The following is a 16,113-nucleotide window of genomic DNA, read 5'->3' on the forward strand; positions in this document are numbered from 1 at the left end:
TGGCCGGAGGGGCGGATCCGTACCGGATCCGCCCCTCCGACTGTGTCATCTTCTCGTGTCCGCGTGATCCGGCCTGCCACAGGATGGGCCCGCCTGATCTCCAGCGATCCGGACGTCACCTCCTGCCCTGATCCCAAGGAACGAGAACCCGATGCTCCCTCGCGTCGCCCGCCTGCCCTCGCTGACCGGACTGCGCTGGTTCGCGGCGTTGGCGGTATTCGCCTGCCACATCTGCCAGCAGGGCATCTTCGCCGACCAGAAGCTCGGTGCCGAGCTGGCGAAGTTCACCCCGCTCGGCTCGATCGCCGTGTCGTTCTTCTTCGTGCTGAGCGGCTTCGTCCTGACCTGGTCGGCACGGGACGAGGACTCCGTCCCGGTCTTCTGGCGGCGCCGGTTCGCCAAGATCTACCCGCTGCACTTCGTCACCCTGTGCGTCGCGGGCGCCATCATCCTCGGCCTCTCGGAGCCGGTCCTGCCGGGCGGCTCGGTGTGGGACGGGCTGGTGCCCGATCTGCTGCTGTTGCAGTCCTGGCTGCCCGAGCCGTCCGTGATCTCCGGTTTCAACACGCCGAGTTGGTCGCTCTCCTGCGAGATGGCCTTCTACCTCTCCTTCCCGCTGTGGTTCCGGCTGTTCCGGCGGGTGCCGGGGAAGCGGCTGTGGTGGTGGGCCGGCGGGCTCGCCGCGGCGGTCGTCTGCGTGCCGTTCGTCGCCGCGCTCCTCCCGGGGAGCGCCGAGGTCGCCCCGGGCATGCCGCTGAACGAGCTGTGGTTCGTCTACTGGTTCCCGCCTGTCCGCGCCCTGGAGTTCGTCCTCGGCGTCGTGATGGCGCTCATCCTGGGCAAGGGCCTGTGGCGCGGCCCCGGCGTGTGGCTGTCCGCGCTGCTGCTCGCCGGCGGCTTCGCCCTCACCCAGGCCGTGCCCGCGATGTTCACCCTCCAGGCGGCGACCGTCGTCCCGGCCACGCTGCTGATCACCGCGGCGGCCGACGCCGACGTGCGGGGCCTGCGCACCTGGGGGCTGCGGTCCGCGGTGCTGGTCCGGCTGGGCGAGTGGTCGTTCGCCTTCTACCTGATCCACTTCATCGTCATCCGCTACGGGCACCGGCTGCTCGGCGGCGACCTGGGCTACGCCAAGCAGTGGGACACCCCGGGCGCGATCGGCGTGGCCCTGCTGGGGGTGGCCGTCGCCACCTGCGCCGCGGCCCTGCTGCACACCTTCGTGGAGAAGCCCGCCATGCGCCTGCTGGGCGGGCGCCGCCGTCCCGCCGCCCGGCCGGACGGCACCGCGCCGGCCCCGGCGCCCGTCCCTGCCCCGGGCACCGCCCCGGACCCGGCGGCGGACCCGGACCCGGCGCGCGCCTGACAACCGCACGCTGCCCTCGAAGCCCTCCGAAAGGACCGTGAGCGTGGCAGACCAGACCGCTCTCAGCCCCGCCCTGCTGGAGTACGCCCGGAGCGTCTCCCTGCGCGACGACGCGCTCCTGCGCGAGCTGTACGAGCTGACCGCGCGCCTGCCCGGCGGGCGCGCCATGCAGATCATGCCCGAGGAGGCGCAGTTCCTCGCGCTGCTCGTCCGGCTCACCGGCGCGCGCCGGGTGCTGGAGATCGGGACGTTCACCGGGTACAGCACGCTGTGCGTGGCCCGGGCGCTGCCGCCCGGCGGCCGGCTGGTCACCTGCGACATCAGTGACAAGTGGCCGGGTGTGGGCGCTCCGTTCTGGGAGCGGGCCGGGGTGGCCGGCCGGATCGAGCTGCGCGTCGGTGACGCCGTGGAGACCCTGGCCGGGCTGCGGGCCGCCGGGGGCGACGGCACGTTCGACCTGGTGTTCGTCGATGCCGACAAGACCGGGTACCCGCACTACTACGAGGAGTCGCTCGCGCTGCTGCGCCCCGGTGGTCTGGTGGCGGTCGACAACACGCTGTTCTTCGGCCGGGTGGCCGATCCGGAGTGCCAGGACCCGGACACCGAGGCCGTGCGCGCGCTCAACGAACGGCTGCGGGACGACGCGCGCGTGGACATCTCCCTGCTGACCGTGGCCGACGGGGTCACGCTGGCGCGCAAGCGCGAGTAGCCGGTCCCGGCGCCGTACGGGAAAGGGGCCCACCGCCGGAGCGGTGGGCCCTTCCTCATGTCCCCGTGGGTGTCAGTGCTGCGGCACGGCCCGGTGCGCGTCGGCGAGGCGCTCCAGGGTGGGGACGATCCCGGCCGGCGCGGGGTCGGCGAGCATCTCCTCGCGCAGCCGCCGGGCGCCCGCCCGGATCGCCGGGTCGCCCACGGCCGCGCGCACCGCGTCGGCGAGCTTCTCCGCCGTGAGCTCCGCGGGCGGGAGGCTGAAGCCGGCGGAGAGGCGCTGGAGTTGCTGCGCCTTGATCGGCGCGTCCCACAGCGAGGGGACGACGATCTGCGGGACGCCGTGCAGCATGGCCGTGGACCAGGTGCCGGCCCCGCCGTGGTGGATGATCACCGAGCAGGTGGGGAGCAGCGCGTCGAGGGGGACGAAGTCCACGGGCACGACGTTGCCGGGGAGTTCGCCGACGAGTTCGCGCTGTGACGCGTCCAGGGTGGCGATGACCTCGATGTCCAGCCGTCCGAGCGCCTCCAGGAGCTGCGGGTAGGAGACGGCGTCGCGGCCGTAGGTCTCGCGGGCGGAGACGCCGAGGGTGAGGCAGACGCGCGGCCGGGCGGGCGGCTCGGAGAGCCAGGGTTCGATGACGGCGCGGCCGTTGTAGGGGACGTAGCGCATGGGCACGGTGGTCTGGCCGAGGTCCAGGCGGGTGCTGCGGGCGCCGGGGTCGATCACCCAGTGGCCGAGCACGTCCCGTTCGTCGTACGCGCATCCGTACCGCTCCAGGGTCCAGCCGAGCCATTCGGCGAGGGGGTCCTCGCGGAGCTCCGCCGGCTGTTCGCCGAGGGCCCGGAGGAACCGCTTCCGGGAGCGGCCGATGGTGTCGGGCCCCCAGAGGATGCGGGCGTGGGCGGCCCCGCAGGCGCGGGCGGCGACGGGTCCCGCGTAGGTCCAGGGCTCCCAGACGACCAGGTCGGGGCGCCAGTCGCGGGCGAAGCCGACGACGGCGTCCATGGTCGCCGCGCCGTTGAACGGGGCGAAGCACAGGGCGGACATCATCGTCTGCTGGCCGAGGAGGTACTCCCAGGTGGTCTCCTCGGGGGTCTCGTGCTCGGTGAACTCGAAGCCCTTCTGGTAGGGCACGAGGTCGCCGCCCATCTCGGCGAGCAGCTCGACGGCCGGCTGGTCGTCGCCCACGGGGACGGCGGTCAGGCCGGTGGAGGTGATCACGTCGGTGAGCGAGGGCGGGCTGGCGACCCGGACCTCGTGGCCGGCCGCGCGCAGCGCCCAGGCCAGGGGCACCAGGCTGTAGAAGTGGGTGTTGTGGGCGAGTGAGGTCAGCAGGACGCGCACGGTGACTCCGGGCTCTCCTAGGGCGGACGGTGCGGGTGGGCCCGTACGGCACGAGGGCGTGACGGGCGTGACGTGCGGTCAGGCCCGGACGGGGCAGCGGGCGTAGGCGCGCAGGACGGGTGAGCGGGGCCGGGTCAGGGCGGGTCCGGTGGCGCTCAGGCCGGGCAGGGCGGCGGCCAGGGCCTGGACGGCGGTGGTGGCGGCCAGGCGGACGAGCGGGAGGGCGAGGGCGAAGTGCGGGCCGTCCGGGCCGCCGAGCGGGTCCGGGCCGGGCAGGTCGCGCCCGGCGGTGGCCAGCACGACGACGTGGCCGTCGGCGGGGACGCGGCGGCCGGCGAGTTCGACGTCCTCGTGGGCGACCCTGCTCTCCAGGCGGAAGGGGGGCTCCTCGCGGAGGGTCCGGTCGACGGCCTCCGCGGCGGCGGGCGGCCGCCCGGCCGCCGCCCAGTCGCCCGGCCGGGCGAGGAGCCGCAGCACCGTGGCGGCGACGGCGGTGGCGGCGGGCTCGGGGACGCCGAGGGCGAGGAGGAGTGCCACGCCCTCGACGTCGCGGGGCGCGAGGCCGTCGCGCAGCAGACGCCCCACGGCGTCGTCGGGGTGGGCCCGCCCCTTGGCGCGGCTCGCGGCGACGAGCTCCGTGACGAGGCCGGCCACCTCCTGGACGGCGCCGGCGGAGTCCCGGGCGACGGCGAGCGTCTGCGGGGTGAACCGGGCGTCGAGCTGGGGCGCGCACCGGGCGAGCAGCCCGGCCGCGGCCTCCCGGCCGCCCTCGGGGACGCCGAGGACGCGCAGGACCAGGCCGGTGGTGAAGGGCCGGGCGAGGTCGGCGACCAGGTCGAAGCCGGTGCCTTCGGCGGGCAGGTGCCGGCGGAGCAGCCGGCGGGCCGCGCCGGGCGCGTCGCAGGACCCGTCGGCGAGGGCGGTGTGCCCGAGCACCGGTCCGGCCGCGGCGCGCAGCCGGGAGAGCTCGGCGCGTTCGTGGCCGGGGAAGGCGCGGGCGAGCGGCAGCAGGTCGGCGTCCGGGCGGGCGCCCGCCCGGTCCCGGGTGCCGAAGCGCGGGTCGGACAGGACGGCCGCGGCGGTGGCGGGATCGGCGGTCACCCAGGTGCCGAGCCGGTCGCTGCGGTACCACGGCCCCTGGGCGCGGACGAGGTCCTCGTAGGGGGCGGGGTGGTCGGTGCCGGCGCGCAGGATCAGGGCGTACGGGTCGCCCTGGTTGCCCGCGAACCATTGGCCGGCGCGGCTCAGCTGGAGCCTGCGGCCGAGTTCGCGGGTGGCGTCGTCCGTGGCGGTGATGGGCATGGCTTCCTCTCGTGGGCCTTTCGTGGGCGGGCGGGTGCGTGGGCCTTGCGGGGGTGGGGGCGGGCGGGGGCGGGGGCCCTGCGGGCGGCCCTTTCCCCTACCCGCCCCTTCCCGGAACCGGGGGCTTCGCCCCCGGACCCCCTGCCGTGCGGTGTCCCCCGCCGTCAGCGGCGGGTGCCGATGAACAGGCCGCGGCCGGACGGGCCGCCCTCCTGGTAGAGCACCCGGCAGCCGGCGCGTTCGAAGGCCTGCTCGTAGGCGGTGCGCGGGAACAGGGTGATCGTGTGCTCCTCGGTGAGGTGCCGGATGCCCTCGCCGGGTCGGGCGATCAGGTAGTGCACCTCGATGCGGGTGGCGTCGCCGTCGCGCACGGAGTGGGAGACGCGGCTGATGGTGCGGTCGCCGGTCTCGGTGACGCTGGCGCCGATGTAGCCGGGGGTGAAGGCGTCGGGGAACCACCAGGGTTCGACGACGATGACGCCGCCGGGTTCGAGGTGGGCGGCGAACCGGGCGAGGGTGGCGTCGAGTTCGGCGCCGTCCCGGAGGTGGCCGATGGAGCTGAACATGCAGATCACGGCGTCGAAGCGGGAGGTGAGGGCGAAGGAGCGCATGTCGCCCTCGTGCAGCGGGACGCCGGGGTTGCGGCCGGCCGCGATGGCGAGCATGTCGCGGGAGATCTCCAGGCCCTCGACGCGGTCGAAGAGGCCGGCGAGGTGGCGCAGGTGCTGGCCGGTGCCGCAGGCGACGTCGAGCAGGGACGCGGTGCCGGGCCGGTGGGCCCGTACGAGGGCGGCGATCTCCTCGGCCTCGCGCCGGTAGTCCTTGCCCTTTCCCTCGTGGACCAGGTCGTAGACGGCCGCGATGTCGTTGGCGTACATCAGTGTTCTCCTCCGCGGGGCGGGGTGGGCGTGGGCTCGCCGGGTCGCGGTGAGCCCAGCCAGTCGTGGACGGCCGAGGCGGTGCGGGCCGCGTGTTCGGTGAGCATGGTGAAGTGGTTGCCGGGCACGTCGAGGACGGTCCGGGCGAAGGGGACGTCCGACCGCCAGTCGCCGTGGCCGCCGTCCTCGGGCCAGGGGCGCATGGGTTCGCCGGCGCGGACGAGCAGGACGGGGGCGCGCAGCGGGGTGAGGCGGGTGCCGAGCAGCAGCCGGTGGTAGGCGGCCATGGCGGTGAGGCGGTGTTCCGCCAGGGGGACGGGGCTGCGTTCGAGTGCCCAGCGGAGGAGGTCGTCGCGCCAGACGCCCATCGCGCCGGGGTCCTCCGGGCGGTAGACGTCCATGAGGACGACTGCGGTCGGGCCGGTGCCGCGGGCCTCCAGGCGGTCGGCGAGGGCGTGGGCGATGTTGGCGCCGGCGGAGTGGCCGGCGAGCGCGAACGGTGCGCCCGCGGCGTGTTCGAGGAGGGCGTCGGCCTGTGCGGTGAGCAGGGCGTCGAGCGTGGCGGGCAGAGGTTCGGCCGGGTCGCCGAAGCCGGGCAGCGGCAGGGCGGCGACGTCGCGGGCGCCGCCCAGGGCGGTGGCGAAGCGGGTGTACTCGGCGGGGCCGGAGGTGGCGGCGGTGCCCGTGCAGCAGTAGAGCGCGGTGCGGGCCGGGCCGGTGGCGAGGACCACCGGTGCGAGGGCTCCGGGGCGGGGGTCGTCGTGGGTGAAGGCGGGCCGGAAGCCGGCCAGGGACGCCATGAGGTCGACGGCCTCGGCGGACCTGCCCTGGGCGACGGCCGTCCGGAAGGTGGTGAGGAGGGTGCCTTCGGGCTGGGTGTGCGCGGGCGGTGCGGCGGGTCCGCCGGCCGCCAGGGCCGTGAGGTGGGCCGCGAGGGCGGCGGGGTCGGCGTGGTCGAAGACGAGGCCGGCGGGCAGGTCGAGGCCGGTGGCCTCGGTGAGCCGGGTGCGCAGCCGGACGGCGGCGAGGGAGTCGAAGCCGAGGTCGCGGAAGGGGGTGCGCGCGTCGATCCGCTCGGTGCCCTTGTGGCCGAGGACGGCGGCGATGTGGGTGCGCACGAGTTCCAGGGCGAGCCGGGGCCGGTCCTCGGGGCGGGCCTCGGCGAGGCCGGGCGCCGGGCGGCCGTCGTCGGGGGCGGCGGGCGCGGCCGTACGGGCCTGGGGGATGTCGGAGATCAGCGGGCTGGGGCGGAAGGCGGTGAACCCGGGGGCGAACCGTGCCCAGTCGAGGCCGGCGACGGTGAGGGTGGTGTCGGCGTCGTCCAGGGCCTGCTGGAGGGCGGTGAGGGCGGTCTCCGGGGGCAGGGGGGTGAGGCCGTGCCGGTCCAGGTATCCGTCGGGGGCGAGTTCGGCCATGCCGGTGCCGCCCCAGACGCCCCAGGCGACGGAGGTGGCCGGGCGGCCCTGGGCGCGGCGGCGCTGGGCGAGGGCGTCGAGGTGGGCGTTGGCGGCGGCGTAGACGGACTGACCACCACTGCCCCAGACCGCGGCACCGGAGGAGAACAGCACGAACGCGTCCAGATCGGCATCCGCCGTCAACTCGTCCAGCAGATCCGCACCCACCGCCTTCGCCGCCAGCACATCAGCAGCCTCCTCAGGAGTCACCTCACCCAACGGCGTCACCTGCGGCACACCCGCCGCATGAAACACCGCACGCAACCCAACACCCGACTCACCGATACGCCCCAGAAGCCCGACCACCGAAGACCGGTCCGCGACATCACACACCGCGAACGTCACCTTGGCGCCCAGTGCGTTGAGTTCCCCTTCGAGCGCGGCGGCCCCGGGGGCCTCCGCGCCCCGGCGCCCGGCCAGCACGAGGTGTTCGGCGCCGTTGCGGGCGAGCCAGCGGGCCACGTGCCCGCCGATGCCGCCGGTGCCACCGGTGACGAGGACGCTGCCGCGCGGGCGCCACGGCGTGCCGCCGGCCGGCGGGGCCGCGGGCAGCAGGCGCCGCCCGTACGCGCCGGAGGGGCGGATCGCCACCTGGTCCTCGCCGCTGCCGCCGGAGAGCACCCCGGCGAGCCGCTTCCAGTCCCGCTCGGCGGGCTCGGCGGGCAGGTCCACGAGGCCGCCCCAGCGTTCGGGGGCCTCCAGGGCGGCGACCCGGCCGAGGCCCCACACCCGGGCGCCGGGCCCGTCGGGCACCTCGCCTGGCCGGACCGCGACCGCGCCGCGTGTGACGGCCCACATCCGGGCCGGCACGGCGGAGTCCGCCATCGCCTGGACCATCAGCAGCACCCCCGCCGTTCCGTCGTCGAGTCCCAGCCGCCCGGCCGTCGGGGCCCCTGCCGGACCGGGGAGCACCAGCACGCCGGCCAGGCCGGCCGGTTCGCCCGCGAGGGCGGCCAGCCGGGCCGCCAGGCCCGTCCGGTCCCACTCCCCCACGTCCAGCACGTGCCGGCGGACGTCCGCGCCGGACGCGCGCAGCGCCCGCTCCGCGGCGTCCCCGGAGCCCGTGCGGTGCCCATGTTCGACCATGAGCCAGCGTTCCGAGGGGGTGAACCTGACAACGTCTGCGGGCAGGGCCCGCCAGGTGACGCGGTAGCGCAGGCCGTCGGTCCGGGCGGCGGCGCCGTGGCGTGCGTGCCAGGCGGCCAGGTGCGGGAGGACGGCGCGGAGGTGCTCCTCGGTGCCGGCGGCGGCCGGGCCCAGCCGGGCGGCCGCCGCCTCGGCGTCGCCGGCGTGGACCGCGGCCCACAGCTGCTCGTCGTCCCCGCCCGGGGCGGCCGGGCGGGTCGGGGCGGCCGCCGGTCCGAGCCAGTAACGGGTGTGCTCGAAGGCGTACGTCGGCAGGTCGACGGTCCGGGCGCCGGTGTCGCGGTACAGGGCGTCCCAGTCGACGTCGGCGCCGTGGACGAAGGCGGTGGCGGCGGCCCGCAGGGCGGTCGCGGCCTCGGGGTGCCCGTGGCGCAGGGCGGGGGCGGTCGCGGTGTCCTCCGCGTCCGCCAGGCACTCCTCGGCCGTGCCGGTCAGGGCGGCGCCGGGGCCGAGTTCGACGAAGGTCGCGGCGCCGCGCGCGTGCGCGGTGCGCACGGCGTCGGCGAAGCGCACGGGTTCCCGCACGTGGCGGGTCCAGTAGGCGGGGTCGGTGAGTTCGGCGGCCGTGGCGAGGGCGCCGGTGGTGTCGGAGACGACGGGCAGCCGGGGCGCGCGGTAGGTGAGGGTCGCGGCGACGGCGTGGAAGGCGTCGAGCATCGGGTCCATGCGGGGTGAGTGGAAGGCGTGGCTCACCGTGAGCCGCTTGGTCCGGCGGCCCTTGGCGGCCAGTTCCCGGGCGGCGTCCAGGACGGCCTGTTCGTCGCCGGAGAGGACGACCGAGCCGGGTCCGTTGACGGCGGCGACGACGGCCCCACCGCCGGTGACGGCCGCCAGCCCGGCCGCTTCCCGCTCGGTGGCCCGGACGGCGACCATCGCCCCGCCCCCGGGGAGCTCCTGCATCAGCCGGCCCCGGGCCGCGACGAGCGTGGCGGCGTCCGGCAGCGAGAGCACGCCCGCGGCGTGGGCGGCGGCGAGCCCGCCGACCGAGTGCCCGAGGAGGACGTCCGGTACGAGCCCCCAGCTCTCGAAGAGCCGGAACAGGGCGGTCTCCACGGCGAACAGGGCGGGCTGGGTGTAGGAGGTGCGGTCGAGCAGGGCGGCGTCCGCGGTGCCCGGTTCGGCGAACATCACCTGGAGCAGGGGGAGTTCGAGGTGCTTGCCGAACGCGGCCGCCGCGTCTTCGAGCGCCCGGGCGAAGGCGGGGAACGCCGCATACAGCTCCCGGCCGGCGCCGGGGCGCTGGGCGCCCTGGCCGGAGAAGAGGAAGGCGGTGCCGCGCCCGCGCCGCGCGACGCCGGTGACGAGGGTCTCCGGGGTCCGGCCGGCGGCGAGGTCCGCCAGCTCGGCGCGGGCGGTGCGGGGGTCGGTGACCAGGGCGACGGCGCGGTGTCCGAGGATCTCCCTGGTCGTGGCCAGCGAGTGGCCGGTGTCTGCGGGGTGCGCCGCGCCGGCCACGGCCGCCAGCCGGCCGGCCTGGCCGCGCAGCGCCGGTCCGGTGCGGGCCGTCAGCACCCAGGGCAGGGGCGCCCACCGGGCGGGGGCGGCCTCCTCGGGGGCCGGGGGTTCCTCGATGACGACGTGGGCGTTGGTGCCACTGACGCCGAACGCGGAGACAGCGGCGCGGCGGGGACGGTCCTCCCGCTCCGTCCAGGGCCGGGGCGCCGGCGGGGCCTCCCGCCGGGTGGAGGCGGCCTCCTCGGGGGCCGGAGGCTCCTCGATGACGACATGGGCGTTGGTGCCGCTCACACCGAACGCGGACACAGCGGCCCGGCGGGGACGGTCCTCCCGCTCCACCCAGGGCCGGGGCGCCGGCGGGGCCTCCCGCCAGGCGGAGGCGGCCTCCTCGGGGACCGGAGGCTCCTCGATGACGACATGGGCGTTGGTGCCGCTCACACCGAACGCGGACACAGCGGCCCGGCGCGGGCGGTCCTCCCGCTCCACCCAGGGCCGGGCCTCCGTGAGGAGCGCGACCGCCCCCGACGCCCAGTCGACCTGGGTCGAGGGGGCGTCGACGTGCAGGGTGCGGGGCAGCAGGCCGTGCCGCATGGCCTGCACCATCTTGATGACACCGCCGACCCCGGCGGCGGCCTGGGCGTGCCCGATGTTCGACTTCAGCGAGCCGAGCCACAACGGTTCGCCCGCGCGCTCCCGCCCGTACGTCGCCAGCAGCGCGCCCGCCTCGATCGGATCGCCCAGCGGCGTTCCCGTGCCGTGCGCCTCGACGGCGTCGACCTCACCCGGCGTCAGCCCGGCATCGGCCAGCGCCTCCCGGATGACCTTCTGCTGAGCCGGACCACTGGGCGCCGTCAGGCCGTTGCTCGCCCCGTCCTGGTTCACCGCGCTGCCCCGCACCACCGCCAGCACCCGGTGACCCTTACGGCGGGCGTCCGACAGCCGCTCGACGAGGAGCATGCCGACGCCCTCGGCCCAGGCCGTGCCGTCGGCCGCTTCGGCGAAGGCCTTGCAGCGGCCGTCCGGCGCCAGCCCGCGCTGCCGGGAGAACTCCACGAACACCGTCGGGTCGGGCATGACCGCGACGCCCCCGGCCAGGGCGAGGTCGCACTCGCCCCGGCGCAGTGACTGGACGGCGAGGTGCAGGGCCACGAGCGAGGAGGAGCAGGCGGTGCCGACGGTCAGCGCGGGGCCCTCCAGGCCCAGGGTGTAGGCGATCCGGCCGGAGAGGACCGCGTCGGCGTTGCCGGTGAGGAGGTAGCCCTCGGCGCCTTCGGGGGCGCGGGAGGTGTCCGTGACGTAGCCGGTGTGGGCGGCGCCGACGAACACCCCGGTCCGGCCGCCGCGCAGCGACCGGGGGACGATCCCGGCCCGCTCCAGGGCCTCCCAGGAGGTCTCCAGGAGGAGGCGCTGCTGCGGGTCCGTCACCAGTGCCTCGTGCGGGGAGACGCCGAAGAAGCCGGCGTCGAAGTCGCCCGCGCCGGTGAGGAATCCGCCCTCGCGGCAGTAGGTGGTGCCGGGCGTGCCGGCGGGCGAGTAGACGGCGGCCTCGTCCCAGCCGCGGTCGGCGGGGAAGGGGGTGATCGCGTCGACGCCTTCGGCGGTCAGCTCCCACAGCTCGTCGGGGGTGGTGACGCCACCGGGGTACCGGCACGCCATGCCGACGATCGCGACCGGCTCGTGGGCGGCGGTGACGAGCTCGCGGTTGCGGCGGCGCAGCCGTTCGGCCTCCTTGACCGAGGTGCGCAGCGCGTCGAGCACTTCGTCCATGGACGGTGACATCTTCGGGTCCTCGTCTGTTCGCTGTGGTGGGGGTCGTCCGGGTCCGGCGGTCAGTCGCCGGCCGCGCCGGCGCCGGCCTTGGCCAGCCGGATGAGCTCGTCGGCCCCGAGGCCGTCGATGGCGGTGTCGCCGGCGTCGCCGGCCTCGGCGTCGCCGCCGTGCGCGGGTTCCGGTCCGTCCGGTGCGGGGCCGCCGGTGAGCCCGTCGAGGAGGGCGGCGCCGAGCCGGTCCACGGTGGGGTGGTCGAAGATGACGGTCGCGGGCAGGGTGAGCCCGGTGGCCTCGGCGAGCCTGCCGCGCAGCCGTACGGCGGCGAGCGAGTCGAAGCCGAGCTCCTTGAACGCGACGTCGTGGCCGATGCGGCCGGTGCCGTCGTGCCCGAGTACCTCCGCGGCCACGGTGCGGACGAGGCCGACGAGCACCTCGGCGCGCTCGCGCGGGGTGAGGGCGGCCGCCAGGAGGCGGCGCAGGTCCGCGGAGGCGTCGGCGGCCGGGGCGGCGGCCCGCAGGGCGCGTACCTCGGGGATGTCGGAGATCAGCGGGCTGGGGCGGAAGGCGGTGAAGCCGGTGACGAAGTGCTCCCAGTCGAGGTCGGCGACGGTGACGCAGGTGTCGTCGAGGTCGAGGGCGCGGCACAGTGCCTCGACGCCGTGTTCCGGGGGCATGGGGGCGAGGCCCCGTTCGGCGTAGAAGTCGGTGACGCCGTCGTCCGCGCCCATCCCGCCGCCGCCCCAGAGCCCCCAGGCGACGGAGGTGGCCGGGCGGCCCCGGGCGCGGCGGCGCTGGGCGAGGGCGTCGAGGTGGGCGTTGGCGGCGGCGTAGACGGACTGACCACCACTGCCCCAGACCGCGGCACCGGACGAGAACAGCACGAACGCGTCCAGATCGGCGTCCGCCGTCAACTCGTCCAGCAGATCCGCACCCACCGCCTTCGCCGCCAGCACATCAGCAGCCTCCTCAGGAGTCACCTCACCCAACGGCGTCACCTGCGGCACACCCGCCGCATGAAACACCGCACGCAACCCAACACCCGACTCACCAATACGCCCCAGCAACCCCACCACCGAAGACCGGTCCGCGACATCACACACCGCGAACGTCACCTTGGCGCCGAGCGCGCCCAGTTCGGCCTCCAGCTCGGCGGCTCCCGGGGCGTCGGCGCCCCGGCGGCCCGCCAGGACGAGGTGTTCGGCGCCCTCGCGGGCCAGCCGGCGGGCCACGTGCCCGCCGATCCCCCCGGTGCCGCCGGTGATCAGGACGCTGCCGCGCGGCCGCCAGGTGCGGCGGGCGGCTCCCGCGCCGTCGCGGGCGGGCAGCATGCGGCAGCCGTACGCGCCCGAGGCGCGCAGGGCGATCTGGTCCTCGCCGGTCGCCCCGGAGAGCAGCCCGGCCAGCCGCTCCCAGTCCCGCTCGGCGGGCTCGGCGGGCAGGTCCACGAGGCCGCCCCACCGGGTGGGCTCCTCCAGGGCCGCGACCCGGCCGAATCCCCACAGGCGGGCGGCCGTCGGTGAGGGGGACTCGCCCGGTCCGGCGGCGACGGCGCCCCGGGTGGCGACCCAGACGCGGGCCTCGGAGGCGGCGTCCGTGACGGCCTGGACCAGCAGCAGGGCGGCCGCGGTGCCCTCGTCGAGCGCCCGGTCCCCGGCGGCGGCGCCGACGGGCAGCAGCAGCACGCCGGTCAGCCCGTCGGCGGCTCCGGCGAGGCGCGCGGCGAGTCCTGCGCGGTCCGCGCCCGCCGGGTCCAGCGTGTGCCGCAGGACCGTCGCCCCGGCCGCGCCGAGGGCGGCCGCGGCGGCGTCGGCCGCGCCCGCCTCGGTGGCCGGGGTGTCCACGAGCAGCCAGCGGCCGGTGGGCGGGGTGGTGCCGGTGGTGTCGAGCGCGGTCCAGGCCACGCGGTAGCGCCAGCCCGCGGCGGGCGAGGCGGCCGCGGGCGCGGCGCGGCGGGCGACGGTGGTCGGCAGCCAGAAGCGGTCGCGGCGGAAGGCGTACGTGGGGAGGGGCACGCGGCGGGCCCCGGTGCCCTCGAACAGGGGGGCCCAGTCGACGCGGACGCCGTGCGCGAAGGCGGCGCCCACGGAGGCGCGGAACCGGGCGAGGTCGCCGGAGTCCCGGTAGAGGGTGTTCAGGGCGGTGGCGCGGACGCCCTCGTCGTCGGCGACCTCGTCGATCGCCGAGCCGAGCAGCGGGTGCGGGCCCATCTCGATGAACGTGCGGTGCCCTTGGCGCAGGAGGGCGCGCAGGGTGGCGGCGAACTCGACGGGTTCGCGCATGTTGCGGTACCAGTAGGCGGCGTCGAGTTCCTCGGGGGCGTGCTCGGCGGCGGTGACGGTGGAGAAGAACGGCAGCCGCGCGGAGGTGGGCCGGACGCCCGCGAGGGTGCCCAGGAGTTCGGTACGGAACTCCTCGACCTGGGGCGAGTGGCCGGCGAAGTCGACGCCGGCCAGCGGCCAGCGCAGCACGCCGTCGGCGGAGAGGCGGACCCCGAACTCCTCCAGGGCGGCGGCGTCGCCGGCGACGGTGACGGACGCGGGGCCGTTGACGGCGGCGACGGAGATCCGGTCCGCCCAGGGGCCGATGAGCGCGCGGACCCGGTCGGCGGGTGCCATGACCGAGAGCATGCCGCCGTTGCCGGCCAGCCGCCCCCAGAGCCTGCTGCGTTCGGCGATCACCCGGGCGGCGTCGTCCAGGGACAGGGCGCCGGCCGCGTAGGCGGCGGCGACCTCGCCCTGGGAGTGCCCGACGACCGCGGCGGGCCGTACCCCGTGCGCCTCCCACAGGGCGGCGAGGGACACCATCATGGTGAACAGGACGGGCTGCACGACGTCCGCGCGGTCGGTCGGCGGGGCGCCGGGGGCGCCCCGGAGGACGTCGAGGACGTCCCAGTCGAGGTAGGGCGCGAGGGCGGTGGCGCACTCCTCGGCCTTCGCGCGGAAGGCGGGGGCGTCGGCGAGGAGCCGCGCGCCCATGCCGGGCCACTGGGAGCCCTGGCCGGGGAAGACGAAGACGGGCGGGCGGTCGCTGCCCGCCTCTCCGAGGGTGACGTCCTTGTCCGCACGGCCCTCGGCGACGGCTCCGAGCCGGGCGATCAGCGCCTCGCGGTCGTCGGCCAGGACCGCGGCCCGGTGCGGGAGCGCGGCGCGGGTGGTGGCCGTCGACCAGGCTGCGTCGGCGGGGGTGAGTTCCGGGTCGGCGGTGAGGTGCGCGGCGAGCCGGCGGGCCTGCTCGCGCAGGGGTTCCACGCCGTCCGCGGACAGCGGGAGGACGGTCGCGGAGGGCTCCGAGGGCGCTACGGGCTCCACGGGTGGGACAGGCGGGGCCTGTTCCAGGATGACGTGGGCGTTGGTGCCGCTGACGCCGAAGGACGAGACGGCGGCGCGGCGCGGCCGGTCCTCCCGGGCGGGCCACGGACGGGCCTCGGTGAGGAGCGCGACCGCGCCCGCGTCCCAGTCGATGTGCGACGAGGGGGCGTCGACGTGCAGGGTGCGGGGCAGCAGCCCGTGCCGCAGCGCCTGCACCATCTTGATGACGCCGGCGACGCCGGCGGCGGCCTGGGCGTGCCCGATGTTGGACTTGAGGGAGCCCAGCCAGAGCGGTTCGCCGTCGCGCTCCCGCCCGTAGGTGGCGAGCAGCGCCCCGGCCTCGATGGGGTCGCCCAGCGGTGTCCCGGTGCCGTGCGCCTCGACGGCGTCGATCTCACCCGGCGTCAGCCCGGCGTCGGCGAGGGCGTCCCGGATGACCTTCTGCTGCGCCGGACCACTGGGCGCCGTCAGGCCGTTGCTCGCGCCGTCCTGGTTCACGGCGCTGCCCCGGACGACGGCGAGCACGCGGTGGCCCTTGCGGCGGGCGTCCGACAGCCGCTCGACGAGGAGCATGCCGGCGCCCTCGGCGGGGCCGAAGCCGTCGGCGGCCTCGGCGAAGGGCTTGCAGCGGCCGTCCGGCGCCAGCCCGCGCTGCCGGGAGAACTGGACGAAGAGGGCGGGGTCGGCGAGGACGGTCGCGCCGCCGGCCAGGGCGAGGTCGCACTCGCCCCGGCGCAGCGACTGGGCCGCAAGGTGCAGGGTCACCAGGGAGGACGAGCAGGCCGTGTCGACGGTCAGGGCGGGGCCCTCCAGGCCGAGGGCGTAGGCGACGCGGCCGGCGGTGAAGCTGACGATGCCGGCCAGGAGCTGGGCCTCCAGCTGGGCGTCGAGGTCGGCGTCGGGGTGTCCGGCGGCCTTCTGGTAGCCGCTCTCCCAGGCGCCGGCGAAGACGCCGGTGCGGCTGCCGCGCAGGGAGCGCGGGTCGATTCCGGCGCGTTCCAGGGCCTCCCAGGAGGTCTCCAGAAGGAGGCGCTGCTGCGGGTCCATGGCGAGCGCCTCGTTGGGGGAGATCCCGAAGAGGCCGGGGTCGAACTCGTCGGCGCCGCGGACGAATCCGCCCTCGCGGCAGTAGGTCGTGCCGGCCCGTTCCGGGTCGGGCGAGTACATCGCCTCCAGGTCCCAGCCGCGGTCGGCCGGGGCGGGGGCCACGGCGTCGGTCTCCGTGCGCAGCAGCTCCCAGAGGTCCTCGGGGCCCCGGACGCCGCCGGGCAGCCGGCAGGCCATGCCGACGACGGCGACCGGCTCGTGGGCCCGGTCCTCGACGGCGCGCAGCCGTTCGGTGGCCCGGTGCAGCTCGGCCGTCACGTGCTTGAGGTAGGCG

General features: G+C 76.7%; 6 protein-coding genes and 1 pseudogene. 2 read left to right on the forward strand and 5 right to left on the reverse strand.

Features of this window, described 5'->3' with window-relative positions; translation table 11 throughout:
- Positions 1-151 precede the first annotated feature (151 nt).
- Positions 152-1,363 carry an acyltransferase family protein gene (locus SMD11_RS08010; RefSeq protein WP_087925781.1) on the forward strand — a complete coding sequence of 404 codons (1,212 nt, stop codon included), beginning with the start codon at positions 152-154 and terminating at the stop codon, positions 1,361-1,363.
- 43 nt (positions 1,364-1,406) lie between these two features.
- The gene (locus SMD11_RS08015; RefSeq protein WP_087925782.1) at positions 1,407-2,072 is read left to right on the forward strand and encodes an O-methyltransferase; all 666 of its coding nucleotides are present in this window, start codon (positions 1,407-1,409) and stop codon (positions 2,070-2,072) included.
- A 72-nt stretch (positions 2,073-2,144) separates the two neighbouring features.
- On the opposite strand, the gene SMD11_RS08020 is transcribed toward SMD11_RS08015, so the two are convergent.
- From SMD11_RS08020 to SMD11_RS08040, 5 genes and pseudogenes are all read right to left on the reverse strand, one after another.
- A complete protein-coding gene (locus SMD11_RS08020) occupies positions 2,145-3,419 on the reverse strand; it encodes an activator-dependent family glycosyltransferase (RefSeq protein ID WP_087925783.1) in 1,275 nt (424 codons plus the stop codon).
- A gap of 78 nt (positions 3,420-3,497) precedes the next feature.
- Complete coding sequence (locus tag SMD11_RS08025) at positions 3,498-4,721, reverse strand: P450-derived glycosyltransferase activator (protein WP_087925784.1); 1,224 nt, start codon at positions 4,719-4,721, stop codon at positions 3,498-3,500.
- Between the two features lie 164 nt (positions 4,722-4,885).
- Complete coding sequence (locus SMD11_RS08030) at positions 4,886-5,599, reverse strand: class I SAM-dependent DNA methyltransferase (RefSeq protein ID WP_087925785.1); 714 nt, start codon at positions 5,597-5,599, stop codon at positions 4,886-4,888.
- Positions 5,599-11,412 (reverse strand): SDR family NAD(P)-dependent oxidoreductase, encoded by a 5,814-nt coding sequence (locus tag SMD11_RS08035; protein ID WP_418952509.1) that lies wholly within the window; start codon positions 11,410-11,412, stop codon positions 5,599-5,601. The genes SMD11_RS08030 and SMD11_RS08035 overlap by 1 nt, the downstream gene beginning before the upstream one ends.
- A gap of 256 nt (positions 11,413-11,668) precedes the next feature.
- Positions 11,669-16,100, reverse strand: a pseudogene (locus SMD11_RS08040) (type I polyketide synthase); the annotation flags it as partial.
- Between the last annotated feature and the right edge of the window lie 13 nt (positions 16,101-16,113).

This window comes from Streptomyces albireticuli (assembly GCF_002192455.1).
Classification (GTDB): Bacteria; Actinomycetota; Actinomycetes; order Streptomycetales; family Streptomycetaceae; genus Streptomyces; species Streptomyces albireticuli_B.